The organism is Microbispora sp. ATCC PTA-5024, assembly GCF_000511135.2.
GTDB lineage: Bacteria > Actinomycetota > Actinomycetes > Streptosporangiales > Streptosporangiaceae > Microbispora > Microbispora corallina.
Genome location: NZ_KI866523.1, coordinates 668,763 through 694,963 on the forward strand (window position 1 = coordinate 668,763; position 26,201 = coordinate 694,963).

The following is a 26,201-nucleotide window of genomic DNA, read 5'->3' on the forward strand; positions in this document are numbered from 1 at the left end:
CGGCTCCGGCCTGCGCTCGGGACCCTGCGGGGCCGGCGGCACGGCGTTCATGGCCGCCGTGTCCTCGAACGCGGCCTCGCGGCGGCGCGGGTCGGGCGCCGGCTGCCGTGCGGGTCCCTGCTGCGGCGGGCGGGGGTGCTGGGCGGGGGCGTGGCCCCATCCGGGCGGGGGCTGCTGCCCTCCGGTCAGGTCGTCGTCCGATTCCCGGGGCGTGCGACGACGCCGCCCAGGGCGGGCTGATCCACCGGAACCCGAGGGATCCTCGGGACGGCCGGTCGGCTCCGGTCCGTAGCTGCTGTAAGTCACGCGTCCTCGTCAGGTGTTTCGGGGGAAATCGTCGGCGTCCGGCCGGCGGGCCGGCGGGTGGGGCCTCCTGGAGGTAGCCGCCCTACAGTGAGGAGCCCGGGGGGTCGGCTGTTCCGAGGACGAACGAGACCGCCAGGTGGTTCCAGGAACAACCTTGGCAGACCTCTACCACGTAGACCCTGAATTCACCGTATTCACGGGCCATCTTCAGGAGGTCCGCGGTGCCTTTGACCTGCCCGGCCACACGTCCCAGCTCGTCCCCGTACACGTATGTGACGTTGGTCACGTTCCGGTGCTCGCAGATGGGGCACATGCGAGTCGTCGGCTCGCCGAGGAACCGGGCCGCCCGCAGCAGATAGGGCTGCGCGTCGCAGACGTCCCGTGCCCTCATGCGGCCGGCGCGGATCGACTGGATAGCCGCCCGCCTCGCGAGGCCGTAGTCCACGACCGACCGCTGTGACCACATGTGGGCCAGATTACGACCCTTTGCCAAATCTTGCCCAACCAATGACACGTTGCGTGATGTAGCGCCGCGACGTATCCTGCGGATGTATCGAGTCGATACATCGGCCGGGCACAGGGGGTGGTTCCAGTGACGGGCTCTCGTGGAGGCGTGCTGGAGCTCGCCGTTCTGGGATCGCTGAACGAAACGCCGCTTCACGGGTACGAGCTGCGCAAACGGCTCAACACCCTGCTCGGCATGTTCCGCGCCTTCTCCTACGGCTCCCTCTACCCGTGCCTGCGGGGCCTGCTCAACGACGGCTTCATCGTCGAGGAGGAGCCTCCGGAGGAGACGGTTCTCGGCCGACGATCGAAGATCGTCTACAAGCTCACCGCGGAGGGCAAGGAGCGGCTGCAGGAGCTGCTCAGCCAGGCCGGTCCCTCCTCCTGGGAGGACGAGAGCTTCGGCGTCCGCTTCGCCTTCTTCCGCCACACGGAGGCGGAGGTGCGCCTGCGCATCCTGGAGGGCCGCCGCAGCCGCCTCGAGGAGCGTCTCGAGCGCGTCCGCACGGCCCTCGCCCGCACCAGGGAGCGGCTGGACAGCTACACCCTCGAGCTCCAACGCCACGGCCTGGAGTCCGTCGAGCGTGAGGTCCGCTGGCTCAACGAGCTGATCGACTCGGAGAGGCGGAGCGGCGCGGCTCCCGCCGAGGCGGTCCGGGCCGCCGATCCCGCGCAAACCGGACGGGACACACCCGAGCGGGCCGTTCAGGAAGAACCTCAGAGGGCGCAGACGCCCGAGGCGGATAAGTAAAGGAGCGAGTGCTATGGGTTCGGTGCGCGTAGCCATCGTCGGGGTGGGCAACTGCGCCGCGTCTTTGGTGCAGGGCGTCCACTACTACAAGGACGCGGACCCGGACAGCCGGGTGCCGGGCCTGATGCACGTGCGGTTCGGTGACTACCACGTCGGCGACGTCGAGTTCGTCGCGGCGTTCGACGTGGACGCCAAGAAGGTCGGCCGCGACCTCTCGGAGGCCATCGTGGCGTCCGAGAACAACACCATCAAGATCTGTGACGTGCCGCCGCTCGGCGTTACCGTGCAGCGCGGCCCCACCTTCGACGGCCTCGGCGCCTACTACCGGGAGATCATCGAGGAGTCCGACGAGCAGCCGGTGGACGTCGTCCAGGTGCTCAAGGACGCCCAGGTCGACGTGCTGGTGTCGTACCTGCCGGTGGGTTCTGAGGAGGCCGACCGCTTCTACGCGCAGTGCGCGATCGACGCCAAGGTCGCCTTCGTCAACGCCCTTCCGGTGTTCATCGCCTCGGACCCCGAGTGGGCCGCCAAGTTCACCGAGGCCGGCGTGCCGATCGTCGGCGACGACATCAAGTCCCAGGTCGGCGCGACCATCACGCACCGGGTGCTGGCCAAGCTCTTCGAGGACCGCGGGGTCGAGCTGCTGCGCACGTACCAGCTCAACTTCGGCGGCAACATGGACTTCATGAACATGCTGGAGCGCACCCGCCTCCAGTCCAAGAAGATCTCCAAGACCCAGTCGGTCACGTCGCAGATCCCGCACGAGATGGCCAAGGCCGACGTGCACATCGGCCCGTCCGACCACGTGCCGTGGCTCGACGACCGCAAGTGGGCGTACGTCCGGCTGGAGGGCAGGTCCTTCGGCGACACGCCGCTCAACCTGGAGTACAAGCTGGAGGTCTGGGACTCGCCCAACTCCGCCGGCATCATCATCGACGCCGTCCGCGCGGCCAAGATCGCCCTCGACCGGGGCATCGGGGGCCCGCTGCTGTCGCCCTCGTCGTACTTCATGAAGAGCCCGCCGGAGCAGTACTCCGACGACACCGCCCGCGAGGCCGTGGAGAAGTTCATCCGCGGCCAGGTCGAGCGCTGACGCCGCTCCCGCCGATCTCGGCCCGACGCCCCGGCCCCCTTCGAGGGGCGCCGGGGCGTCGTCGCGTTCTGACGGAACTCAGCTGGGCCGGGCGTCCGTCATGCCGGGGCGCCTCGGCGGGTCCGGACGGGGAGTCAGCGGCGGTCGACCGGCTCCAGGCGCGCCGCCGGAGGCAGGGCCGCGGGGTCGGCCGCCGGCCAGGCCAGCGGGTCGGGCCCGAGCGCGACGAGCAGGGGCACCTGCTCCCTGGCCCAAGGTGAGATGGCCAGCTCGCCGCTCATCACCTGCTTGGCGAAGCGGTCCCAGGGCATCCAGCGCACCGCGTCGACCTCGGCGGCGTTGGGCGCCGCCTCCCCGCGCACGACGGCCCGGTAGACCGGGCACAGCTCGTGCTCGACCGTTCCGGTGTCCATCACGGCCCGGTAGGAGAAGCGGGGCAGGATCAGGTCGACCGAGTCGACCCGAAGCCCCAGCTCGTACGACAGGCGCCGGGCGACGGCCGTGGGGAGCGGCTCGCCGGGCAGCGGGTGCCCGCAGCAGCTGTTTGTCCACTCGCTGGGCCAGGTGAGCTTGGCGGCGGCCCGCTGCGACAGCAGCACCCGGCCCTGCTCGTCGAAGACGTAGCTCGAGAAGGCCAAATGGAGAGGGGTGTCGGGGCCGTGGACCGTGGACTTGGGAGCGGTGCCGATCGAGTTTCCCTCGCCGTCGACCAGCACGACATGTTCCTGGAAGGTCACTCTCCGAGAGTACGAGATGAGTCGCCGCCGCACCGCGTTCGCCGCATGCTCGGGGATTCGTCAGGGTTGATCCGGATGCCGCCTCCTGATCTACCCGCGTAGGCTGTCGCCGTGTCCTTCGTCTCCGATCTGCGCGTGGTCCTCGAAGGCCGGAACTTCCGGCGTCTGTTCGGCACCCGCCTCCTGTCGCAGTTCTCTGACGGAATATTCCAGTTCGCCGTCGGCGGTTACGCGTTCTTCAGCCCCGAACGGCAGGCGAACGCGACCCAGATCGCGGCGGGCCTCGCCGTGCTCCTCCTGCCGTACAGCGTGCTGGGCCCCTTCGTGGGGGTCTTCATCGACCGGTGGTCGCGGCGCCAGATCCTCGTGATCGCCCCGATGGTCAGGGGCGTTTTGCTGTTGCTGGCCGCCGGCCTCGTCGCGGCCGACGCGCCCACGGGCGTGTTCTACGCCGCCGCACTGGGCGTGCTCGCGGTCAACCGGTTCTTCCTGTCCGCGCTGGGGGCCTCGCTCCCCCACGTCGTGCCGTCCGACCGGCTCATGATGGCCAACGCGGTGACGCCGACCTCCGGCACGGTGGCGACGTTCGTCGGCGCGGGCGCGGGCTTCCTGCTCCGCCTGGCCTTCGGCTCGGGCTCCGGCGGCACGGCGATGCTGCTGGTCTTCTCGGGGGTCATGTTCGGGCTGAGCGCGCTCATCGCGCGGACCATGGAGCGGGCGCTGCTGGGGCCGGCCTACGACCCCGGCCGTCCGCAGGCCCGGGAGGCCGTCCGCCATGTGATCAGCGGGCTCGTCGACGGCGGCCGGCACGTCGTCCACCGCCGCGGGGCGGCCGCCGCGCTCGGCGGGATGGCCGTCCACCGGCTGCTGTACGGCATGTCCGTGGCGGCCGTGGTCATGCTGTACCGCTACTACTTCACCAGCGACCCCGAGGTCGCGTTGCGCGGCATCGCCCTGGTGCTCGCGACGTCCGGCGCCGGCTACTTCGTCGCCGCGCTCATCACGCCGTGGGCGACCGAGAGGTTCCGGATCGAGACCTGGATCCCGGCCATGCTCGCCACCTGCGGGATCCTGGAGTTCCTGCTCTGCGCGACCTTCCAGGAGTGGGGGTTCATGGCCGCGGGCTTCGTGCTGGGCGCGGCCGGGCAGAGCGTGAAGATCTGCACCGACACCGTGGTGCAGCGCGACGTGGACGACGCCTACCTCGGGCGGGTGTTCTCCCTCTACGACATGCTGTTCAACGGGATGACCGTCCTCGGCGCCGTTCTGGCCGCGGCCCTGCTCCCGCCGAACGGCAAGTCCTACCTGGCGCTCGCCGTGATCGCGGCCGGCTACCTGCTGGGCGCGCTCGCCTACCGCCTCGTGGTCCCCACCCCCGCCCCGCGCACCCCCGCCGTCGCCGCCGAATAGCCGCCGAGCGTGTGGCACCGGGCGGCCGCCGCCGGCCCGTGGGCGACGACGGCGAACGGCCCGCGGCGACCGGCCGGAGGTCAGGGCCGCAGCGACGCCGTGGCCGCGGTCATGGCCCGGGTGATCAGGGCGACGTCCTCCGGGCCGGCGGCGTAGGGCGGCATGGTGTAGAGGAGCCGCCCGAAGGGCCGCAGCCAGACCCCGTGGGCCATCACCACGTCCTGCACGCTGGCGACGTCGACGGGATCGACGGTCTCGATCACCCCGATGGCGCCGAGTACACGGACGTCGCGGACCCCCGGCAGCCCCACGGCAGGCGCCAGGCCGTCGAGCAGCCCGGCCTCGATCCGCTTGACCTCCTCACGCCAGGGCCGTTCGGCCAGCAGGTCGAGCGAGGCGTTCGCGACGGCGGCGGCGAGCGGGTTGCCCATGTAGGTCGGCCCGTGCATCAGCACGCCGATGGCGTCGGCCACCCGCTCGGTGCACAGGGTGGCGGCCAGCGTCACGTATCCACCCGTCAGCGCCTTTCCGACGCACATGATGTCGGGCCGGATCCCGGCGTGGTCGCAGCCGAACAGCTCCCCCGTACGGCCGAAGCCCGTGGCGATCTCGTCGGCGATCAGCAGGACGCCGTGCTCGTCGGCGAGCTCGCGCAGCCGGCGGAGGTAGGCGGGGTGGTAGAAGCGCATGCCCCCGGCGCCCTGGACGACCGGCTCCACGATGATCGCGGCCAGCTCGTGGGCGTGGGCGGCCACCAGGCGGGACAGCTCGTCGAGGTAGCCCGGGTCGGGCCCGCCGGCCCCCGGGCCCTCCACATCGCCGTGCCCAGCACCCTCTGTGTCGCCCTCGGCGGCGCCCGGGCGGTGGCCGTACCCGCCGGGCGGGAGGGGCGCGAAGACGTGCGCGGGGAGCACCCCGGAGAACAGGTGGTGCATGCCGCTCACGGGATCGCAGACGGACATCGCCCCGAACGTGTCGCCGTGGTAGCCGCCGCGGACCGTGAGCAGGCGCGAGCGGCCCTCCCCTCCGGTCGCGGCCGCGTGCTGGATCGCCATCTTGATCGCGACCTCGACCGCCACCGAGCCCGAGTCGGCGAGGAACACCCGCGGGAGCCCGGTCAGCTCCGCCAGGCGGGCCGCGAGCCGTACGGCGGGCTCGTGGGTGAGGCCGCCGAACATCACGTGGGCCATCGCGTCCACCTGCTCGTGGACGGCCCGGTTGAGCCTGGGGTGGTTGTAGCCGTGGATCGCCGCCCACCAGGAGGACATGCCGTCCACCAGCACCCGGCCGTCGGCGAGCGTCAGCCGTACGCCCTCGGCGCGGGCGACCGCGTGGACCGGGACGCCGGACGGGACGGCGGTGTACGGATGCCACACGTGCTCGCGGTCCAGCCGCAGGATCTCCTCAGCGTCCACGGCGCCCAACCTACCGAAGCGCCCACCGCTCGCCCGCCCGGCCTCGCCGCCCTGTGGGCAACGCCCGGCGTCCCGACGTCCCTGTGGACAACCAGCGGCGTCCCGGCCGGACGGTCTCCAGCAAACGTCGGCGTCAGGTGAGGACGTCGTTGTCGCGGGCCCAGACGAGCAGCGCCTCGCGGGCCGCCTCCTTGCCGATCAGGCCCTCGTCCATGCGCAGGTCGAGCATGTGCTTGTAGGCCCGGCCGACCATGGGACCCGGCGGGATGCCGAGGATCTCCTGGATCTCGTTGCCGTCGAGCTCGGGCCGCATCTTGGCCAGCTCCTCCTCCTCGGCCAGCCGGGAGATCCGCTCCTCCAGCTGGTCGTAGGTCCGGCCGAGCGCCGCGGCCTTGCGCCGGTTGCGCGTGGTGCAGTCGGCCCGCGTGAGCTTGTGCAGCCGCTCCAGGAGATGGCCGGCGTCGCGGACGTACCTGCGGACGGCGCTGTCGGTCCACTCGCCCGAGCCGTAGCCGTGGAAGCGCAGGTGCAGCTCGACGAGCCGGGCCACGTCGGCCACGACGTCCTTGGGGAACCGCAGCTCGGTCAGCCTCTTCTTGGCCAGCTGCGCCCCGACCACCTCGTGGTGGTGGAAGGACACCCGGCCGCCGGGCTCGTTGCGGCGGGTCTTCGGCTTGCCGATGTCGTGGAGCAGCGCGGCCCACCGCAACACGCGGTCGGGACCGGCCGTCTCCAGGTCGATCGCCTGCTCCAGCACGATCAGCGTGTGCTCGTACACGTCCTTGTGCCGGTGGTGCTCGTCGATCTCCAGCCGGAGCTTGGGCAGCTCGGGCAGGACGTGGCCGGCCAGCCCGGTGTCGACCAGCATCGTCAGCCCGGTGCGCGGAAACGCGCCGAGGATCAGCTTGTCGAGCTCGTCGCGGATCCGCTCGGCCGAGACGATCTCGATCCGGCCGGCCATGGCCGTCATCGCCTCGACCGCCCCGGGGTCGACCGTGAACCCGAGCTGCGAGGCGAACCGGGCCGCCCGGAGCATGCGCAGCGGGTCGTCGTCGAACGACCGCTCGGGGCTCTCCGGGGTCCGCAGGACCTTGGCGCCGAGGTCGGCCAGCCCGCCGTACGGGTCGACGAACTCGTGGTCGGGCAGGCGCACGGCCATCGCGTTGACGGCGAAGTCGCGGCGGGCCAGGTCGCCCTCGAGCGTGTCGCCGTACACCACCTCAGGCTTGCGCGAGGCCGGATCGTACGACTCGTTGCGGTACGTCGTGATCTCCAGCAGCCGGCCGCCCTTGCGCACGCCGACCGTGCCGAAGTCGATGCCGATGGTCCATACGGCGTCCGCCCAGTCCTTGACGATCTCCAGGACGCGCTCGGGACGGGCGTCCGTGGTGAGGTCGAGATCGTTTCCGACGCGGCCGAGGAAGACGTCGCGCACCGAGCCGCCCACCAGGGCGAGCTGGTGGCCGCGGGACGCGAAGAGGTCGCCGAGCTCGTCGGCCACCGGGGCGATCCGGCGGAACAGCTCGTCGACCGCCCGCTGCTGGGCGTCGCTCAGATTTGAAACGGACAAGGCTGGGTAGGTCCTTCGGTCACGGAACAGTTTCTCCCCCGATGGCACCGGTGTCACCTGGGGAGACGACACCTAGCGATCACCAGGCCACGGTCGGTTCGGGGGCGCTGGACGACGCAAGGAGCACACGAGATGAAAGACGCTCTCGCCATTCACCGCTGGCTCCTCGCCCACCAGATCCACCATGAGATCGTACGTCTTCCGCGCCCCTTGACGTGCTCCGACGAGATGCCGGACGTCCTCGGGGTGGAGCCGGAGACGTGCGTGTGCGTGTCGTTGTTCGAGGTGTCCGTGCGGGGAGGGCGGGAGCCGGTGGCCGTGGTGAGCACGGTGGACACCCCGCCCAGGATGGGCGCGATCGGCGCGCTCCTGCGGGCCCACCGGGTGCGGCCGGCCTCGGCCTTCGTGGTCAACTCCGTCACCGACTACGCGCACGGCCTGGTCTGCCCGCTGCTCCTGCCCGACACGCTGACCGTCCTCCTGGATCAGCGCCTGACCGAGCGGCTCGGCCCCGACGACATCGTCCACACGGCGACGGGCGAGCGCAGGACCGCCCTGCGGGTGCGTGCCCTGCACCTGTTCGACCTGCTCACGGCCAAGCCGGTGGACCTGACGACGCCGCATCGCAGGGGTCTGGCGAGTCTGGCGAGTCCAATGCGGACGGCGTAGGCCATAGCATTCTGGGCGTGCGCCGTACCTCACCGCCGGCCGGCACATGATCCGTAAGGCCGCCCTGCTGACCCTGCTCACCGTCCTGCTCGTCCCCACGGGCATGGCCGGTACGGCTGTCGCGGGCTCCTCCAGCCGCAGCGAAAGCGCCCTGCGCGCCCTTCCTGGCAGGCAGGCGCCCCCCGCCGATCCCCTCCTCGTCGAGCAGGTCGCCCCCGAGGTGGTCCGCGACCCCGCCGCCCCCATCACGATCGGGGGCACGGTCACCGGCACCCCCAACTCCGCGGTCCGCGTGCGCGTCGACTACTCGGGGCAGCCGCTGCGTCTCCGTTCGGACATGGACGTCTTCCTCAGCGGTCAGGGCTACTTCACCCCGCGGTACAACACCAAGGTCCAGGCCACCCAGCTCGACCAGTCCGGGAGACTGCGGTTCGAGTTCACGATCACGCCGGGGGAGCTGGGCATGTCCCGGCTCGGCGTCTACCCGATCGCCGTGGAGGTCGTCGACGCGGCCACCGGCCAGCGGATCTCCATCGAGCGCACCTTCCTGCCGTACGTGCCCGACGGGCAGGACGTCCCCAAGGTCAAGCTGGCGGTCGCGCTGCCGATCGCCGACCGGCCGCACCGGGCCGACGACGCCACGTTCATGGACGACGACCTGCGGGCCTCCGTCTCCTCGGGCCGCCTCGCCGCGCTGCTCAAGGTGGCGCAGGAGGCCGGCAAGAGCGTGACGTGGTTCGTCGACCCCGGGGTGCTCCAGGACGTCCGGCAGACGGCCTCCGGGCCGTACACGGTCAGGACCGGCGACGACGACAGCCGCAAGACGGCCGACGCGACCGCCGGGCAGTGGCTCGCCGGGCTGCGGACGGCGCTGACCGGCAAGCCCGTGGCGGCCCTGCCGTACGCCGACCCCGACCTGACGGCGCTCGTGCACAACGGGCTGGAGGAGCCGGCCGTGGCCGCCATCCAGCGCGGCTCGTCCCTGGCCACCGACCTGCTGGGCGAGGACGTCCAGGGATCGACCGTGTGGCCGACCGGCGGGATCGTCGACAGAGACGCGGCCGACGAGCTGGCGATGGCCGGGGTGACCTCCCTGCTTCTGTCGCAGGACGCGCTCCCGCCGCGCGCCCCCGCGCCCGGCGGTCAGGGCGCGGGAGGCCAGGTCGTGCCCGGTGGGACGACGCCGTCCGCCACGCCCGACGCCGCCGCGCGCCTCGAGACGGTCGCCGACTCCCCGGTCACGGCGCTGCTCGCCGACCCCGGGCTCGGCCGCATCCTGAGCGGCGACACCTCCGTCCCCGGCGCCGCCATGCTGGCCCGGCAGCGGTTCGTGGCCGAGACCGCGATGATCGCCTTCGAGCCGGCCGGGCAGACCGGGCAGACGGGCGACGGGTCCGTCCCGGTCCCCGCCAGAACGGTGATCGCGGCGCCGACCGGCCACCTGTGGAACCCCGACCCCGACTTCGTGACGTCGCTGCTGGAGGCGGTGTCCGCCGCGCCCTGGCTGCGGATGACCACGCTCGGGTCGGTGAAGCCGAGCCGGCACCCGACCCCGCGGGGCGACCTCGCCTACACCGAGCGCGACCACCAGGCCGAGCTGAGCCGCTCCTACCTCGCGGCGGTGCGGAGGCTCGACCAGGAGGCCGAGGCGGCGTCGACCGTCACCGCGGAGCGCACCGAGCTGTTCCACGAGGCGATCCTGCGGCTGAGCTCGTCCGCCTGGCGCGGGGACGGCAAGCGGGCCACGGCCTTCGCGAAGCGGGTGGAGGCCGCCGTCGACGGCCGCATCGCCGGCGTCTCGGTGATCGACTCGCCGCGGGCCATCGCGGGCGCCAACGGCCAGGTGCCGGTGAGCATCGCCAACAACCTGGACAAGGACGTCCTCATCAAGGTCAGGGTCACCTCGGAGAACCGGTCGCGCCTGTCGATCGACGCGCCGGACGGCGTCTTCGAGACCGGCGACGCGATCCGGGTGCTCAGGGCCCGCAGCCAGCTCGTCAACGTGCCCGTGGTCGTGCCCGCGCGGGGCGGCGAGGCGCGCATCGACATCCAGCTGCTCACCTCGGACGACAAGCCGTACGGCGACCCGGTGCACGTGGTGGTCCGCGCGACGGGGTACACGGGGATCGCCCTGGTCATCGTGGGCGCGGCCCTGGCGATCATGCTCGCCGCCGTGGTGATGCGCATCCTGCGCCGCCGGTCGAGGAAGTCGTTCCCCTTCTCCCCGCCTGTCCCGCCGGACGCCGGCCGCACGCCGGTCGAGCAGGAGGGGTCGACTCAGGCATAGGTTGGGTCCCACCCCCGAGGAGGCGTCCGGCGGTGCTCGCCCCGAGCCCGGTCGCCGCGAGCTGAAGGAACACGATGAGCAGGATGCTCCGGGCCAGCGCGATCATGGCGGCCGGAACCATGGTCTCGCGGCTCACCGGCTTCGTCCGCACGGCGGCCGTGGCCGCGGCGATCGGCACGCTGGCGCTCGGCGACGCCTACAACGCCGCCTACCAGATCCCGTACATCCTCTTCGACCTGCTGATCGGCGGCGTCCTCAGCAGCGTCATCGTGCCGATGGTGATCAAGGCGCAGAAGCGCGACCCTGACGGCGGGCAGGCCTTCGAGCAGCGGCTGATGACGCTGGCGATCATCGTGCTGGCCGCGATCGCGGCGCTCGGGGTGCTGCTCGCCCGGCCGATCATGGAGCTGTACACCGCGTCCAACTGGACGGACCACAAGATCGACGTGGCGACGACGCTGGCCCGGTTCATCCTGCCGCAGATCGCGTTCTTCGGCGTCGGGGCTATGGCGGGGGCCATCCTCAACACGCGGGACCGGTTCGCCGCCCCCATGTGGGCGCCCGTCCTGAACAACCTCGTGGTGATCGGCGTCGCGGGCGTCTACCTGGTCGTGGGGGCGTCCGATGTGGACAAGGTGACCGACGGCGACCTCGCCCTGCTCGGCATCGGGACCACGGCCGGCATCGTGGTCCAGTCGATCGTGCTGGTCATCGCGCTGCACCGGGCCGGGTTCCGGTTCCGGCCGCGCTTCGGGCTGCGCGGCACCGGCCTCGGCGAGGCGGCCAGGACGGCCGTCTGGACGTTCGTCTACGTAGGCGTCACCCAGCTCGGGTTCTGGGTCACCACCAAGCTCGCGACCGGCGCCGGCGAGCGGGCCCCGGGAGCGGGCAACAGCGCCTACGCGTACGCGTTCCAGCTCTTCCAGCTGCCGTACGGGATCATCGCGGTGTCGGTGATCACGGCGATGCTGCCGCGGATGAGCCGCTACGTCGCCGACCGGGAGTACGACGCGGCGCGGTCCGAGTTCGCCTCGGGGGTGCGGCTCGTCTCCTCGGTGATCGTGCCGGCGGGGCTGCTGCTGCTGGTCCTCGGGCCCGCGGTCACCACGCTGATCTTCTCGTGGGGCAACATGACCGCGGGCAGCGCCCTCTACATCGGCAACGTGCTGCAGGTCTTCGGCCTCGCCCTGGTGCCGTTCTCGATCTTCCAGCTGCTGCTGCGGGTCTTCTACAGCTTCGGCGACACCCGCACCCCCGCCGCCGTCGCAGGACTGAACGTGGTCATCAACGCCACGCTGAGCCTGGTGGCGTACTTCACTCTGCCCTCGCGGTACATCGTCATCGGGCTGGCGTTCGCCTTCATGGTCACGTACGTGGTGGGCAGCGGGGTGGCCTGGGTGCTGGCGAGCCGGAAGATCGGCGGCCTGGGCGGCCGGGAGGTCATGGCCGGGGTGACGCGGATGTACCTCGCGGCCATCCCCGGAGCGGCCGCGGCGCTCGCCGTCCTCTGGCTGGCCAGGGAGGTCACCGACATCACGGCGGTGAGCTCCGCCGTGGTCCTGGCCGCGGGCGGCGGTGCCGGGATGCTGCTCTACATGCTGGCCGCCCACCGGATGCGGGTGCCCGAGGTGAGCTCCATCATTGGACTCGTCGCAAGCCGGGTAGGACGGTAAGAGTCCTCACGAGGGACTGGCAAGTCGAAGGTAACCCGAAAGTCCGATTCGGACGTCTTCGAACGGGAAGGCGGGCACAAGCGGCACGGCACTAGCATGGTGCGCCTAGGGAATGTCCAGATCTTGCCGAGGCGAGCATCGGCCCACTTGACGGCGTCGCGGACCGCGACGCGCGACGAAGGAGGAATGACGGCGGCGCACGGCGCGCGCGAGGGCCCCGGACGGGGCGGCGCGGCGGACGCCGGACGGCGATCGCAGCGGACGATCTGAGACACGACCTGGAGTTGGGACCGGCGAGCGGAAGCGGGAAGGCGTGGGCGGAACCACCCGGCATCGGCTGAGGCATGCCGACAGGCCGCGGATCGAGGCGGCTTCGTGAGCATGTCCACGGTCGAGCCCGGCACCCGGCTGGCGGACCGGTTCCGCCTGGAGGACCGGGTCAACGAGTCGGCCGGCGCCACGCTCTGGAAGGCCATCGACGAGATTCTGGCCAGGCCGGTCGCGGTCCACACCTTCGACCCGGAGTTCTCCCGGGTCAAGGAGGTGGTGACGGCCGCGCGGCTCGCCAGCCGCCTCACCGACCCCCGGCTCACCCAGGTCTTCGACGCGGCCGACGAGGACGGCACGGCGTACGTCGTGAGCGAGTGGGTCAGCGGCGAGTCGCTGCGCGACCTGCTGGAGAACGGCCCGGTCGAGCCCGAGCGGGGCGCGGCGCTGGTGGCCGAGGCCGCCGAGGCGCTCGCCCACGCCCACGCCGCCGGGCTGACCCACCTCCACCTGACCCCCAGCCGCCTGGTCTGGACGACCGGCGGCACCGTGAAGCTCCTCGGGCTCGCCGTGGACGCCGCGATCCTGGGCCTGACCAGCGAGGACGCCACCAAGGAGGACGCCGAAGGCCTGGGGCGCCTGCTGTACGCCGCCCTCACCGGCCACTGGCCCGGCGACTCCGACTGCGGCCTGCCCCCCGCGCCGCTCGACGACGGCAAGATCTGCACACCCCGCCAGGTCACCGCCGGCGTGCCCGGCTACCTCGACGCCATCGCCTGCCGGGCGCTCCTCCAGGAGCAGCGGCGCGGCCAGCCGCCCCTGACCACCCCGGCCGAGGTGGCCGAGGCCCTGTCCGAGGTGCCGCGGCCCGCCCCCGCGCCGGCCGCGTCGATCCCGCCCGCGCTCAACCTGCGGTCCGAGGCGCCCGACACGATGGCCCCGCACATCGTGCCGTCGCCCGCCATGCCGAACGGCGGCCCCCGGCCGCAGACCGGCGCGGCGAGCAAGGTCCTGCTCACGATCATCGTGCTGCTCGTGATGGCGGCCGTCGGCGTCGGCGCGTGGACCGTGGGCAAGAACCTCGGCAACACCCCCCGGGTCACCGCGAGCGGCACCTCCCCGACGCCGTCCGCGTCGCACAAGCCGGTGACGGTCAAGCCGGTCGGCGCGAACGGCTTCGACCCGCTGGGCGACGACCACGCGGAGAACCCGGAGTACGCCGCGCTCGCCGTCGACGGCAAGCCGTCCACCGAGTGGCACACCGACAGCTACAACAGCGCCGACCTCGGCCGGCTCAAGGACGGCGTCGGCCTCATCCTCGACATGGGCAAGCCGGTCCCCATCGCCAACGTGGTCGTCGCGCTCGGCGACACCCCCGGCGCGACGGTTCAGCTCAAGGTGGGCGACTCGCAGGAGCTGTCCTCACTCAAGACCGTCGCCGACGCCCAGAACGCCTCCGGGTCCACCACGCTGACGCCGTCCAAGTCCGTGACGGGCCAGTACGTTTTGATCTGGTTCACCCGTCTTGCCCCCTACAAGGGTCAGTATCGTGGCACCATCTACGACGTAACGGTGCACTCCCCCGGATCGGCATAGCAGGGACCTCGTGACCTCCCCACCAGACAACTCCCCGGCGGCGGGGCACTCGGCGCGGCCCGCGGTGTCCGATGCCGAGCTGCTGACGCGGCACATCGAGGGGGACCCGCACGCCTTCAGTGAGATCGTCAAGAGGCACCGCGACCGCATGTGGGCCGTGGCCCTGCGCACGCTCGGCGACCCGGACGAGGCCGCCGACGCCGTCCAGGACGCGTTCGTGTCCGCCTACCGCAAGGCCCAGAGCTTCCGCGGCGAGGCCGCGGTCACGACGTGGCTGCACCGCATCGTCGTCAACGCCTGCCTCGACCGGATGCGCCGCAAGTCCGTGCGGCCCGTGGCCGACGACGAGCTCATCGAGGCGGCCGAGCGGGAGGCGCCGCCGGCCGACCAGGCCGGGGAGCGCGAGGTCTCGCTGGAGGTCACCGCGGCGCTCAAGCTGCTGCCCCCGGACCAGCGCGCCGCCCTGGTCCTCGTCGACATGATGGGGTACGGCGTGGAGGACGCGGCCGCGGTGCTCGGCGTCCCCGCCGGGACCGTCAAAAGCCGCTGCGCGCGGGGCCGCGCCAAACTTGCCCCGATTCTTTCGCATCTGCGGAACCGATCAGACCTCACTCGCGTCTCATCCGCGAAGGGAGCAGAACTTCGTGACGGGTGACACGCACTACGACGTGGAGACTCTCGCCGAACTGGCGGAGGGCCTCCTCGACGACACCACGGCCCTGCGGGTCCGCGAGCATCTGGCGATCTGCGACGCCTGCGGCGAGACCCTCGCCGATCTGGCCGCGGTCCGCGAGGTCCTCGCGGCGGTCCCGGTGCCGGCGATGCCCCTCGGGGTCGCCAAGCGCATCGACCGCGCGCTGGCCGCGGAGGCCCCGGACTGGGACCGCGTCATGCGCGACGCGCCCTGGGAGACCGCCTCCGCGCCGGCCTGGGCGGACGCGCTCCAGGACGTCCACGCGGACGCGACCCCCGCCGCGGCGGAGGAGCCGGCGGTCGTGCCCGCGCAGCGGCGCGAGCGGCAGGTGGTCGACCCCCTCGCGCGGCGTACGGTCGTCGCGGCGGGACAGGACGCCGGGAACGGCGCGCCGGCCCGCAGGGGCCGGTCCTCCCGGCGGCGGCTGTGGGCGGTGCCCGCAGCGGCGGCGGCCGCCACGGCGGTCATCCTCGGGGGCGCCGGGCTGGTTACCAACTTATTGGCCGACGGGACACCGACCGGCCAGTACGCCCTGGGAACGGGCGACACGAGCGAGAGCCCGGCCGGCACGCCACAGGCGGCCTCCTACTCGATCTTCGCCAGCGGCCACAACTACACCAGCCGGGAGCTGCGCGGACCCCTGCTGGGCTACTTCGGCGTCGCGCCCGGCTCCGGGACGAACGACGACGAGGACCTCGACACCTGCGTGAAGAGGTTCTCCAACCAGCTCGACCGCACGCCCATCGGCGTGGACAAGGCGCTGTACAACGGCAACGAGGCCACGGTCATGGCGTTCTGGGAGGACCAGAAGATCAACGCGGTGCGCGTGGTCGTGGTCGACTCCGAGTGCCACCCCCTGCGCCCGGACGGCCTGGCGACCTGGAAGTGACCGGTCGGCGGGAGCCGTACCATCGAACCTGACGAAGCCCCCCGCGACCTCCGGGGGGCTTCGCCGTGTCCGGGCCCCCTCCCGGGAATCCCCGGGGCCTAGGATCTGTTGACGCGACTGCACACCTCAGGATCGGAAGGCGAGTCCGTTGAGCGACGTCCGTAACGTGATCATCATCGGGTCGGGCCCGGCCGGCTACACGGCGGCCGTCTACTCCGCGCGCGCCGACCTCAAGCCGCTGCTGTTCGAGGGGTCGGTCACCGCCGGCGGCGCGCTGATGAACACCACCGATGTGGAGAACTTCCCCGGCTTCCCCGACGGCATCATGGGGCCGGACCTGATGGACAACTTCCGCAAGCAGGCCGAGCGGTTCGGCGCCGAGCTGGTCGCCGACGACGTCGTCGAGGTGGACCTGACGGCCGACCCGAAGGTCGTGAAGACCCACACCGACACCTACTACGCGAAGGCCGTCATTCTGGCCACCGGGTCGGGGTACCGCGAGCTGGGCCTGGAGAACGAGAAGCGTCTGTCGGGCCGCGGCGTGTCGTGGTGTGCCACGTGTGACGGCTTCTTCTTCCGGGAGCAGGACATCCTGGTGGTCGGCGGCGGGGACACCGCGATGGAGGAGGCGATCTTCCTGTCGCGGTTCGGCCGTACGGTGACCGTGGTGCACCGGCGGGACCAGCTGCGCGCCAGCAAGATCATGCAGGACCGGGCGTTCGCGAACGAGAAGATCCGCTTCGTCTGGGACAGCGAGGTCGTCGACGTCCTGGGCGAGGACCGCATCACCGGAGTGCGGCTGCGCAACCTCAAGACCGGCGAGGAGAGCGAGATGCCGGTGGGCGGCCTGTTCATCGCGATCGGGCACGAGCCGCGCACCGAGCTGTTCAAGGGCCAGGTGGACCTCGACGACCAGGGGTACATCCTGACCCAGGCGCCCACGACGCGGACCAACATCGACGGCGTGTTCGCCGCCGGCGACGTGGTCGACCACATCTACCGGCAGGCCATCACCGCCGCGGGCACCGGCTGCGCGGCCTCGCTGGACGCCGAGCGCTGGCTGAGCCACCACGCCTGACGCGGGAATGCGGGGCCCGTCCCCGCGGTTCCCATTCAGCACACCGATCAAGGGGAGAGTTACCGTGGGCGCGATCAAGAGCGTGACGGACGGCAGCTTCGAGGCCGAGGTCCTCAAGAGCGACAAGCCGGTCCTGGTGGACTTCTGGGCGGAGTGGTGCGGTCCGTGCCGCCAGGTCTCCCCCATTCTCGAGGAGATCGCCGCCGAGAATGCCGACAAGCTGACCATCGTCAAGCTGAACATCGACGAGAATCCCGCCACTCCGCGGGACTACGGCGTACTCCAGATCCCGACGATGAACGTCTACAAGGGTGGAGAGGTCGTCAAGCAGATCATCGGCGCCAAGCCGAAGGCGATGCTGCTGCGCGAACTCGAGGGCATCATCTGAGGCCCCCTGCGGCGCGAGCCGTACCACCGCCTTTCCCGGCGGCACCCACCCACAGGGAAGGCCCCCGCGCTCCGGCGCGGGGGCCTTTCCGTTTCCCCGGAGTTCCGTCTGCGGCTTCTCCGGGGAGTTTGCGCTTTTCCCCGGGGAATCAGCGTTATCGCGGCGCACGGGGGACCGCTCCTCGATCACCGCCGGCGGGGCTGAGATCGTCTCAGACGGGCCGCAGCGCCCGCTCGGGGGACATCGAGCCCAGCAGGCGCTCCAAGGCCACCTCGACGTCCTCACGCCACGAGACGGCGGTCTTCAACTCCAGCCGCAGGCGGGGGAAGCGCAGATGAGGGCGGACGGTCTTGAAGCCCACCGACAACAGGTACTCCGCCGGCAGCAGGCAGCCCGGCTGCTCCCACTTCAGGTCGCCGAACGCCTCGATCGCCCGTACGCCCCGGCGCGTCAGGTCCTTGGCCACGCCCTGCACGAGCATCCGCCCGAGGCCTCCCCCGGAGAACTCCGGCAGGATGTGCGCCGTCATCAGCAGCACGGCGTCCGAGCTCACCGGCGAGGTCGGGAACGCGACCGACCGGGGGACGTAGAGCGGCGGGGCGTACAGCACGAAACCGGCGGCGACGCCGTCCACGTACGCGATCTTCCCGCAGCTCCCCCACTCCAGCAGCGTCGCGGAGGTCCACGCCTCCTTCTCCAGGCCGGGGTCGCCGGACTCCACCGCGCGCTCGGCGCCGACCGGGTCGAGCTCCCAGAAGACGCAACGCCTGCACCGGCGCGGCAGGTCGTCGAGGTTGTCGAGCGTGACGTTGACCAGCCGACGCGACACGTGATGCCCCAATCCCCGTCAGGAGTCCTGCCAGAAAAGCGCGCGAATACGGCGTCTCCAGGTCGCATCGTAACTCAGCGATCGCGTCCGCACGGGGCGCCACAGCGGTCGCCGCCGCCACGTTCAAAGGGGGTTCCGAAAGCGCACAGTAGGGTCCGGCGCACCGTGATCTGTGGGACACGATGGCAAGAAGAGGAGCCCTTGATGGTCAATACCCTGTTGTGATCGGCGTGCCGCGCTACCGTACTCTGGATTTCTCGGCTACGTGATCGGAGGTGGACCGTGACCAAGGAGCTCGATCACGGTCGGACGAACGCGGCCCACGGGTCGCGCATTGACGCCTACGTCGACCGTTACGCCGCGCGAGCTACGGGGATGGTCGCCTCCGAGATCCGAGCTCTTTTCGCCGTCGCGTCGAGGCCCGAGGTGGTCTCGCTCGCCGGCGGCATGCCGTACGTGACGGCTCTGCCCCTCGACCTCGTCGGCGAGCTCGTCGCCGATCTGGTCGCCACCCGCGGCTCCGTGGCCCTGCAGTACGGCTCGGGCCAGGGCGACCCCGCGCTGCGCGAGCAGATCTGCGAGGTCATGCGGATGGAGGGCATCGAGGCCGGCGCGGACGACGTCGTCGTCACGGTGGGCTCACAGCAGGCCCTCGACCTCATCACCCGCATCTTCATCGACCCGGGCGACGTGGTGCTCGCCGAGGGGCCGTCCTATGTGGGCGCGCTCGGCACGTTCAGCGCGTACCAGGCCAAGGTCGTGCACGTCGCCATGGACGACCAAGGGCTGATCCCCGAGTCGCTGGCGCAGACGATCTACGCGCTGCAGACGGCGGGCAGCCGGATCAAGTTCCTCTACACGATCCCGACCTTCCAGAACCCGGCCGGTGTCACGCTCAACGAGGTGCGCCGCCGTCAGGTGCTGGAGATCTGCCAGCGGGCCGGCATCCTCGTGGTCGAGGACAACCCGTACGGGCTTCTCGGGTTCGACGGCGAGCCGCTGCGGGCGCTGCGCGCCGACGACGCGGAGGGCGTGGTCTACCTGGGGTCGTTCTCCAAGACGCTGGCCCCCGGCTTCCGCGTCGGATGGGCCCTCGCCCCGCACGCCGTGCGCGACAAGCTCGTGCTGGCGATGGAGTCGGCCGTGCTGTCCCACTCGACCTTCACGCAGCTCGCCGTCGGGCAGTACCTCACCACCCAGCCGTGGCGCGAGCAGATCAAGGCCTTCCGCGAGCTCTACCGCGAGCGCCGCGACGCCCTCCTCGGCGCCCTCGAGGTGCTCATGCCGGACGGGTGCACGTGGACCAGGCCCGGCGGCGGCTTCTTCGTCTGGATGACGCTTCCCGAGGGGCTCAACTCCAAGGCGATCCTCCCCCGCGCCGTCGCGGAGCGGGTGGCGTTCGTGCCCGGCACGGGCTTCTACTCGGACGGCGGCGGCGCCCGGCACATGCGGCTGTCGTACTGCTACCCCGAGCCCGACCGGATCCGGGAGGGGGTGCGCCGGCTGGCCGGGGTGATCGAGCAGGAGCTTCAGCTGCGCGACACATTCGGCACCGGGTCCGTCCCCGGGCACGCCGGCGTCGACACCCCCGGCCCCGACCTCGCCTGAGGCCCGGTACGGCTAGCCTGTTCAGGCCGGCCGTACTGGACCCCCGCGCGAGAAAGGCCCTCGTCGTGAGCGAGCGAACGAGAACCCACGGATCGCCCCCCGCGCGTCCTCATGCAGTGGGACGCGCCCGCGGGGAGGCGGACGCATGACCCGGCGAGCGGGACGGCCCGCCGAGCCGCGGGGCGGGGCATGGTCATGAGCGACATCGGGCACGTGCTCGTCCTCGCGGGCGGGCTCTCCTACGAGCGCGAGGTCTCCATCCGCTCCGGCCGCCGCGTGGCCGAGGTGCTGCGCGCGGCCGGCGTCGACGTCGAGACCCGCGACACCGACGCCACGCTCGTCCCCGCCGTGCTGTCCGACCCACCGGACGTGGCGTTCGTGACGCTGCACGGCGGCGCCGGCGAGGACGGTGCGATCCGCTCGGTGCTCGAACTGCTCGGCGTGCCCTACGTCGGCGCGACGCCCGACGCCTGCCGGGTCGCCTTCGACAAGCCGACCGCGAAGGCGGTCGTCCGCTCCTGGGGGCTCAACACCCCTGACTCGGTGGCCCTGCCGAAGGAGACCTTCCACGACCTCGGCGCCACCGCCGTCCTCGGACGCATCGTCGAACGCCTCGGGCTGCCGCTGTTCGTCAAGCCGTCGCGCGGCGGCTCGGCGCTCGGCGCCTCGATCGTCCGCACGGCCGAAGAGCTGCCCGCCGCCATGGTCGGCTGCTTCGCCTACGGCGACACGGCGCTCATCGAGAAGTACATCCGCGGCGTGGAGGTGGCGGTTTCGGTCGTCGACCTCGGAGACGGGCCCATGGCGCTGCCGCCCGTGGAGATCGTGCCCGACGGCGGCGTCTACGACTACGCGGCTCGCTACACGGCGGGGCACACCGAGTTCTTCGCACCGGCCCGCCTGTCGGGGGAGGCCACCGAGGCCTGCGCCGCGATGGCGGTCGCCGCCCATACGGCCCTCGGCCTGCGGGACATCTCGCGTACCGACCTCATCGTGGACGCCACGGGCCGCCCGTACTTCCTCGAAGTGAACGTGGCCCCCGGCATGACCGAGACCTCGCTGCTGCCCATGGCGGCCGAAGCGGCGGGCCGGGATCTCGGCACCCTGTGCAAGGGGCTCCTGGAGGCCGCCGTCCGCCGCGGCCGCTGACACAACGGGCCGTTTAATGTTTCACGTGAAACCGGTCCGCTCCGGCGGCTCCGTTTCACGTGAAACATCGGGGCCTACTACTCCCCGTCGAGCCCCCGCATGGCGTTGGCCGCCTCGGGGGCCATCGTGCCGATGATGCGCTCCAGGTCGTCGATCGTGGAGAACTCGACGACGATCCTGCCCTTCCGGCTGCCGAGGTCCACCTTCACGCGCGTCTCGAAATGATCCGAGAGCCGGTCGGCCAGATGGCGGAGCGCCGGGGCCGTCGGCTTCTTCGCCCGCGGCTTGCGCGGCGCCGGCCCGGCCGTCGCCTCCCCCAGCGCCACGATCTCCTCGACCGTCCGCACCGAGAGCCCCTCGGCCACGATGCGGTTGGCGAGGCGCTCCATGGCGGTCGCGTCGTCCAGCGTCAGCAGCGCGCGGGCGTGCCCGGCGCTGATGAGCCCGGCCGCCACCCGGAGCTGGACGTTGGGCGGGAGGTTCAGCAGGCGCAGGGTGTTGGTGATGTGCGAGCGGGAGCGCCCCACCTTCTGGGCCAGCACCTCGTGGGTGGCCCCGAAGTCGTCGAGCAGCTGGCGGTAGGCCGCCGCCTCCTCCAGCGAGTTGAGCTGCTCCCGCTGAAGGTTCTCGATGAGCGCCTCGCGGAGCATCTCGTCGTCCTGGGTGCTGCGCACGATGGCCGGGACGTGGTCCATCCCCGCGATCCTCGAGGCGCGCCAGCGCCGCTCCCCCATGATGAGCTCGTAGCGCCCGTCTCCGATGGCCCGCACCACGACCGGCTGGAGGAGGCCGACCTCCTTGATGGAGGCAGCCAGCTCCTCGAGGCGGTCGTCGTCGAAGACCTCACGCGGCTGGCGCGGGTTGGGGGAGATGGCCTCGACGTCGATCTCCTGGAAGTAGGCCCCCTCGACCGGGCGCAACCCCGCCTCGGCCGGGGACGGCGCGGGAGCGGCCAACGAGGGATCGACGATCGGTCCTGTGGGGATCAGAGCGCCAAGACCCTTGCCCAGTCCCCGAGGCTGCTTGCTCACCGCTGCTCCTTCACACCGCACAGAAGGCGGTGCCCAGCGACCCGAGGCCGCTGGGCACCGTCACGCACACACCAGGAGAGGGTACCGCCGCGCGGACGCGCCGATGAGCATCCGCGCCGCTTCCCGCTCCCGGATCCCGGTTTCTACGCTCCGGCGAGCGCCGCCGCCCGGTAGGCGATCTCCCGGGCGGCCTCCATGTAGGCCATCGCACCGCTCGACCCCGGGTCGTACGTCATGACGGACTGGCCGTAGCTGGGCGCCTCGGAGACCCGGACGCTGCGGGGGATGACGGCGTCGAGGACGGTGTCGCCGAAGTGGGACCGCACCTCCTCGGCCACCTGGGAGGCGAGCCGGGTGCGGCCGTCGTACATCGTCAGCAGGATCGTGGAGACCGACAGTTGCTGGTTGAGGTGGGCCCGGACGAGCTCGACGTTCTGCAGGAGCTGGGTGAGGCCCTCCAGTGCGTAGTACTCGCACTGGATGGGGATCAGGACCTCCTGCGCGGCCGCCATGGCGTTGACGGTGAGCAGCCCGAGGGACGGCGGGCAGTCGATCAAAATGTAGTCGAAGGTCCCCGCCTCGAACGACGCGAGCGCCCGCTTGAGCCGGGCCTCCCGGCCCACCATGGGGACGAGCTCGATCTCCGCGCCGGCCAGATCGAGGGTGGCGGGGGCGCAGTAGAGGTTGGGCATCTCGGGGACCGGCTTCACGATGGACGACAGCGCTAAGTCGTCCACAAGCACCTGGTACACCGACGGCATCCCCGATCGGTGCTCCGTCGCCAGCGCCGTCGAGGCGTTCCCCTGGGGATCGAGGTCGACCACGAGGACGCGCTGCCCGTGCATCGACAGGGCGGCGGCAAGATTGACGGCCGTGGTGGTCTTGCCCACCCCGCCCTTCTGGTTGGCCACGGTCATCACGCGGCACCGGGGCGGCCGGGGCCACTCCCCCTCGTCACGCGTCGAGTACCCCACGGAAGGCGCAGCCGCCTGCGGGGGCGCGGCTGTTTCACGTGAAACCACAGAACTCAGAGCCTCTCGTACCAGCGGCGAATCGCCAGGGTTAAGGGGGGTCTGGGACACGGTCGTCGTCCTTTCGACCGGCGAAGCAGGGGGACGAGGCCAGCCAACCCCCGAGGGCCGGCCTGCTGTCGCGATCTCCCAGGGTAGGGCGACGGGAGTCTCGGGCCAACCCAGGCCCGCTGCGGTACCCGCCACGACGCTCACCTCTTCCGTCGCCGCCGCGCGCCCGCCTCCGGAGGCCGTCCGGCGACCACGCGGACGAGGGTGGCGGGCGGCTCGACCTTATCGCGCCCGACCTCGAGCACCTCGACGTCCTGCGCTCCGGAGGCCTTCAGCTGCGCCCAGGCGGACTCGATCTCCTCCGCCGCGCGCTCGCCCTTCATCGCGAGAAGCTCCCCGCCGTCCCGCAGCAGCGGCAGCGCCCAGGTCACCAGGCGGTCGAGTGGCGCCACGGCCCGGGCGGTGGCGACGTCGAACACGCGCCTGCGGGCGAGCTCCTCCGCTCTCCCCCGCAGCACCTCCACGTTGTCGAGCTTGAGCGCGTCGACGCACTCGGTGAGGAAGACCGTACGGCGCAGCAGCGGTTCGAGGAGCGTGACCGTGATGTCCGGCCGGACGATCGCCAGGACCAGCCCGGGCAGGCCGGCACCTGATCCGATGTCGACGACGCTCGCCTCCCGCGGGACGGCCTCGGCCACCACCGCGCAGTTCAGCAGGTGCCGGTCCCAGATTCGCGGGACCTCTCGGGGTCCGAGCAGGCCGCGCACCACCCCGGGCCCCGCGAGGAGGTCGGCGAACGCCCGCGCCCGTTCCAGCGCCTCGCCGGTGAAGACCTCCAGCGCCACCGGGGGCGCCTCGGGCAGGTCGTTGCTCTCCGTCATCACTCACTCATCCAGGAACGCTCAGGGCCAAGGGTAGCCGTCCCGCCCGCGCCGGAGGCGGCAAGCCGCCCCGGAAGGCCGCTCAGGACGGCGAAAGCCGCCGGCCCGACAAGGGGACCGGCGGCTTCCGGCGGACAGCTGCGATAAGGATCTACGCGGGAAGGACCACGACGAAGCGGCGGGGCTCCTCGCCCTCCGACTCGCTGCGCAGCCCCGCCGCCGCGACGGCGTCGTGCACGATCTTCCGCTCGAACGGCGTCATGGGCTGCAGGGACTTGGGCTCCCCGCTGCGCTTGACGTCGGCCGCGATGTCGGTGCCGAGCTTGGTCAGCTCCGTGCGGCGGCGTTCGCGGTAACCGCCGACGTCGAGCATGAGACGCGACCGCTCCCCCGTCTGGCGGTGCACGGCCAGGCGGGTCAGCTCCTGGAGCGCCTCGAGCACCTCCCCGCCGGGACCCACGAGGTCGTCGCCCTTGATCCCGACGACCGACACCACCGCGCGGTCGCCCTCGACGTCCATGTCGATGTCGCCGTCCAGGTCGGCGATGTCGAGCAGACCCTCGAGGTAGTCGGCAGCGATTTCACCCTCCTGTTCGAGGGCGTCGACGTCGGGAGCAGGCTTGAGGGTCTCCTCAGCTTCGGTCACGTCCGGACTCTCCTTCTCCTACGACTTCTTGCTGCCGGTGCGCTTGCTGCGCGGCTGCCGCGCCGGCTGCTGACGGACGATCTTGGGAGCGGGCTCGGCCGGCGCCTCCGGCGTCGCGACCTTGGGCTTGCCCACCAGCTTGGTGAAGATCCCGTTCGTCGGCTCGGGCGTCGTCACGTTGCCCTTCTCGTCGATCACGGGCATCGGGTGGCGGCTGTAGAACCAGTGCTGCTGGCCGAGCGTCCACAGGTTGGTGGTGACCCAGTAGAGGATCAGACCGAGCTGGAAGTTCAGGCTGAAGACGGCGAACAGCGGCGAGATGTACATCAGGATCTTCTGCTGCTGCGCCATGGGGTTGTCCGGCATCTGCATCACCGAGCGCTTGACGCTCTGCCGGACGGTGAGGAACGTCGTGCAGGAGCTGATCGCGACGAAGCAGGCGAGGACGATCTTCGTCATCGTCGGGTCGGCGCCGAGCTTCGTGATGACCTCGGCGCTGTCGAAGAACTTCGCCGGCAGCGGGGCGCCGATGATGTGCGCCGCCCGCGCGCTGTCCACGAGCTCCTTGGTCATGCCGAAGCTCACGCGGTCCTCGGCGATGGCCCGCAGCACGGTGAACATCGAGATGAAGATCGGGAACTGCGCGACGATCGGGAGGCAGCCGCCCAGCGGGTTGGCCCCGGCCGACTGGTACAGCGCCATGACCTCCTGGTTCATGCGCTGCTTGTCGTTCTTGTACTTCTTGCGCAGCTCCTGCACCTTGGGCGCGAGCTCCTGCATCTTCCTCGACGAGCGCATCTGCTTGAGGAAGAGCGGGAAGATCAGCAACCGCATCGCCACGGTCAGCGTGATGATCGTCAGCGCCCAGTTCAACCCGCTGCTGGAGGGGATGAAGGTGCTGTAGCCCGAGTGGATCTGGGTGATGACCCAGGCCACTGCCGTATACAGCCAATTGAGGAATGGCAGCTCCACCGAGCTAGCTCCCTTGCGTTTCGTCGTGAGACCGGACTCGGCGTGGGGGCACCGGGTCGAAACCTCCAGGATGGAACGGATGGCACCGCCCGATGCGCCTGACGGTCAGCCATACCCCTCGAAGGGCGCCGTGAACGGCGATGGCCTCCAGCCCGTAGGCGCTGCACGACGGCTCGAACCGGCACCGCGGTCCAAGGGCGGGCCCGATGAAGGCGCGGTAGAACCTGATCAACGCGAGCAGCACGCGCGCGACCGGGCCGGCCGGCGGCGCGACGCTCGCCGGACGCGCCGGAACCGGGTGCTCCGCAGTCATGACCGTCCGTCCGTAGGGGTCCGTGATCCGGACCCTCGCCGCCGGAGTAAACGATCCAGCGCGACGTCGAGTTCGGCGGCCAGGTGCTCGCTTCGCGCGGACGCGGCCGGTGGATTGGCGCGTACCACAAGCAGGCTACCTCTCGGCAGCGCCTCCACACGGCTTCGCATCAGGTGTCTCAGCCTGCGTTTGACCTGGTTCCTGACGACCGCGCCACCGATCGCCTTGCTCACGACGAAGCCGACCAGCGGTGGCTCGTCGGCCTCGCGCACGTTGAGGTGAGCGACCAGGGTGGGACGCCCGGCGCGTCGCCCGCGGCGGATCGCGTCGGCGAACTCGTCACCCCGTCGCATGCGCGACGCGGACGGCAGCACCGGGCCTTCTTCGAAGTACGGCGAGCCGCCCACCGGCCGAGGGCACGGC

At 71.4% G+C, this 26,201-nt stretch carries 26 protein-coding genes; 14 read left to right on the forward strand and 12 right to left on the reverse strand.

Going from position 1 to position 26,201, the window contains the following annotated elements; all coding sequences use genetic code 11:
* On the forward strand, positions 1 to 240 hold a 240-nt coding region (locus MPTA5024_RS43515), incomplete at its 5' end, for a hypothetical protein (RefSeq protein WP_232326481.1).
* A gap of 148 nt (positions 241 to 388) precedes the next feature.
* Here MPTA5024_RS43515 and MPTA5024_RS15595 read toward each other — a convergent pair.
* Positions 389 to 772, reverse strand: coding sequence for a DUF5318 family protein (locus tag MPTA5024_RS15595; protein WP_036324742.1), 384 nt, complete (start codon positions 770 to 772; stop codon positions 389 to 391).
* Between the two features lie 126 nt (positions 773 to 898).
* Between MPTA5024_RS15595 and MPTA5024_RS15600 the strand changes: the two genes are divergently transcribed.
* Entirely contained in the window at positions 899 to 1,561 is a 663-nt protein-coding gene (locus MPTA5024_RS15600; protein ID WP_051458220.1) for a PadR family transcriptional regulator, read from the forward strand.
* Positions 1,562 to 1,574: 13 nt separating this feature from the next.
* Positions 1,575 to 2,654: an inositol-3-phosphate synthase gene (locus MPTA5024_RS15605; RefSeq protein ID WP_036324743.1), complete on the forward strand. Its 1,080-nt coding sequence runs from the start codon at positions 1,575 to 1,577 to the stop codon at positions 2,652 to 2,654.
* Between the two features lie 134 nt (positions 2,655 to 2,788).
* On the opposite strand, the gene idi is transcribed toward MPTA5024_RS15605, so the two are convergent.
* Entirely contained in the window at positions 2,789 to 3,391 is a 603-nt protein-coding gene (gene idi, locus MPTA5024_RS15610) for an isopentenyl-diphosphate Delta-isomerase (RefSeq protein WP_036324744.1), read from the reverse strand.
* Positions 3,392 to 3,502: 111 nt separating this feature from the next.
* Between idi and MPTA5024_RS15615 the strand changes: the two genes are divergently transcribed.
* Positions 3,503 to 4,801, forward strand: coding sequence for an MFS transporter (locus MPTA5024_RS15615; protein ID WP_036324745.1), 1,299 nt, complete (start codon positions 3,503 to 3,505; stop codon positions 4,799 to 4,801).
* A gap of 80 nt (positions 4,802 to 4,881) precedes the next feature.
* On the opposite strand, the gene bioA is transcribed toward MPTA5024_RS15615, so the two are convergent.
* Together bioA and MPTA5024_RS15625 are read right to left on the reverse strand one after the other, a co-directional pair.
* Positions 4,882 to 6,216, reverse strand: a complete 1,335-nt coding sequence (gene bioA / locus MPTA5024_RS15620) for an adenosylmethionine--8-amino-7-oxononanoate transaminase (protein WP_036326340.1) — start codon at positions 6,214 to 6,216, stop codon at positions 4,882 to 4,884.
* Between the two features lie 133 nt (positions 6,217 to 6,349).
* Positions 6,350 to 7,786 (reverse strand): CCA tRNA nucleotidyltransferase, encoded by a 1,437-nt coding sequence (locus MPTA5024_RS15625; protein ID WP_036324746.1) that lies wholly within the window; start codon positions 7,784 to 7,786, stop codon positions 6,350 to 6,352.
* A gap of 132 nt (positions 7,787 to 7,918) precedes the next feature.
* On the opposite strand from MPTA5024_RS15625, the gene MPTA5024_RS15630 reads away from it, so the two are divergent.
* The 8 genes from MPTA5024_RS15630 to trxA all read left to right on the forward strand — a co-directional run bounded on the left by MPTA5024_RS15630 (position 7,919) and on the right by trxA (position 17,327).
* Positions 7,919 to 8,455, forward strand: a complete 537-nt coding sequence (locus tag MPTA5024_RS15630; protein ID WP_051458221.1) for an aminoacyl-tRNA deacylase — start codon at positions 7,919 to 7,921, stop codon at positions 8,453 to 8,455.
* 46 nt (positions 8,456 to 8,501) lie between these two features.
* A complete protein-coding gene (locus MPTA5024_RS15635) occupies positions 8,502 to 10,742 on the forward strand; it encodes a DUF6049 family protein (RefSeq protein WP_036324747.1) in 2,241 nt (746 codons plus the stop codon).
* Between the two features lie 74 nt (positions 10,743 to 10,816).
* Positions 10,817 to 12,415: a murein biosynthesis integral membrane protein MurJ gene (gene murJ, locus MPTA5024_RS15640; protein ID WP_036324748.1), complete on the forward strand. Its 1,599-nt coding sequence runs from the start codon at positions 10,817 to 10,819 to the stop codon at positions 12,413 to 12,415.
* A 381-nt stretch (positions 12,416 to 12,796) separates the two neighbouring features.
* Complete coding sequence (locus tag MPTA5024_RS15645) at positions 12,797 to 14,278, forward strand: protein kinase family protein (RefSeq protein ID WP_232326561.1); 1,482 nt, start codon at positions 12,797 to 12,799, stop codon at positions 14,276 to 14,278.
* Positions 14,279 to 14,288: 10 nt separating this feature from the next.
* A complete protein-coding gene (gene sigM / locus MPTA5024_RS15650; protein WP_051458222.1) occupies positions 14,289 to 14,933 on the forward strand; it encodes an RNA polymerase sigma factor SigM in 645 nt (214 codons plus the stop codon).
* Positions 14,923 to 15,861 (forward strand): anti-sigma factor family protein, encoded by a 939-nt coding sequence (locus tag MPTA5024_RS15655; RefSeq protein ID WP_036324751.1) that lies wholly within the window; start codon positions 14,923 to 14,925, stop codon positions 15,859 to 15,861. The genes sigM and MPTA5024_RS15655 overlap by 11 nt, the downstream gene beginning before the upstream one ends.
* 148 nt (positions 15,862 to 16,009) lie before the next feature.
* Positions 16,010 to 16,939 carry a thioredoxin-disulfide reductase gene (gene trxB / locus MPTA5024_RS15660; protein WP_036324752.1) on the forward strand — a complete coding sequence of 310 codons (930 nt, stop codon included), beginning with the start codon at positions 16,010 to 16,012 and terminating at the stop codon, positions 16,937 to 16,939.
* Positions 16,940 to 17,003: 64 nt separating this feature from the next.
* Entirely contained in the window at positions 17,004 to 17,327 is a 324-nt protein-coding gene (gene trxA / locus MPTA5024_RS15665) for a thioredoxin (RefSeq protein ID WP_036324753.1), read from the forward strand.
* A gap of 211 nt (positions 17,328 to 17,538) precedes the next feature.
* On the opposite strand, the gene MPTA5024_RS15670 is transcribed toward trxA, so the two are convergent.
* The gene (locus MPTA5024_RS15670; RefSeq protein WP_036324754.1) at positions 17,539 to 18,156 is read right to left on the reverse strand and encodes a GCN5 family acetyltransferase; all 618 of its coding nucleotides are present in this window, start codon (positions 18,154 to 18,156) and stop codon (positions 17,539 to 17,541) included.
* 375 nt (positions 18,157 to 18,531) lie between these two features.
* On the opposite strand from MPTA5024_RS15670, the gene MPTA5024_RS15675 reads away from it, so the two are divergent.
* Together MPTA5024_RS15675 and MPTA5024_RS15680 are read left to right on the forward strand one after the other, a co-directional pair.
* Positions 18,532 to 19,764 carry an aminotransferase-like domain-containing protein gene (locus tag MPTA5024_RS15675; protein ID WP_036324755.1) on the forward strand — a complete coding sequence of 411 codons (1,233 nt, stop codon included), beginning with the start codon at positions 18,532 to 18,534 and terminating at the stop codon, positions 19,762 to 19,764.
* 195 nt (positions 19,765 to 19,959) lie between these two features.
* Entirely contained in the window at positions 19,960 to 20,913 is a 954-nt protein-coding gene (locus tag MPTA5024_RS15680) for a D-alanine--D-alanine ligase family protein (protein ID WP_036326343.1), read from the forward strand.
* A gap of 77 nt (positions 20,914 to 20,990) precedes the next feature.
* Here the strand turns inward: MPTA5024_RS15680 and MPTA5024_RS15685 are convergent, their stop codons facing one another.
* The 7 genes from MPTA5024_RS15685 to rnpA form a co-directional block, all read right to left on the reverse strand.
* Complete coding sequence (locus MPTA5024_RS15685; protein ID WP_036324756.1) at positions 20,991 to 21,944, reverse strand: ParB/RepB/Spo0J family partition protein; 954 nt, start codon at positions 21,942 to 21,944, stop codon at positions 20,991 to 20,993.
* A 143-nt stretch (positions 21,945 to 22,087) separates the two neighbouring features.
* Positions 22,088 to 22,861 (reverse strand): ParA family protein, encoded by a 774-nt coding sequence (locus tag MPTA5024_RS15690; RefSeq protein ID WP_084369722.1) that lies wholly within the window; start codon positions 22,859 to 22,861, stop codon positions 22,088 to 22,090.
* A 305-nt stretch (positions 22,862 to 23,166) separates the two neighbouring features.
* Entirely contained in the window at positions 23,167 to 23,847 is a 681-nt protein-coding gene (rsmG, locus tag MPTA5024_RS15695) for a 16S rRNA (guanine(527)-N(7))-methyltransferase RsmG (RefSeq protein ID WP_051458224.1), read from the reverse strand.
* Between the two features lie 151 nt (positions 23,848 to 23,998).
* Positions 23,999 to 24,493 (reverse strand): Jag family protein, encoded by a 495-nt coding sequence (locus tag MPTA5024_RS15700; RefSeq protein WP_036324758.1) that lies wholly within the window; start codon positions 24,491 to 24,493, stop codon positions 23,999 to 24,001.
* Between the two features lie 18 nt (positions 24,494 to 24,511).
* On the reverse strand, positions 24,512 to 25,465 hold the full coding sequence (gene yidC, locus MPTA5024_RS15705) for a membrane protein insertase YidC (protein ID WP_036324759.1): 954 nt from the start codon (positions 25,463 to 25,465) through the stop codon (positions 24,512 to 24,514).
* 4 nt (positions 25,466 to 25,469) lie between these two features.
* The gene (gene yidD, locus MPTA5024_RS39615; RefSeq protein ID WP_084369723.1) at positions 25,470 to 25,778 is read right to left on the reverse strand and encodes a membrane protein insertion efficiency factor YidD; all 309 of its coding nucleotides are present in this window, start codon (positions 25,776 to 25,778) and stop codon (positions 25,470 to 25,472) included.
* Positions 25,775 to 26,185, reverse strand: a complete 411-nt coding sequence (rnpA, locus tag MPTA5024_RS39620; RefSeq protein WP_232326482.1) for a ribonuclease P protein component — start codon at positions 26,183 to 26,185, stop codon at positions 25,775 to 25,777. Before rnpA ends, yidD begins: the two co-directional genes overlap by 4 nt.
* Between the last annotated feature and the right edge of the window lie 16 nt (positions 26,186 to 26,201).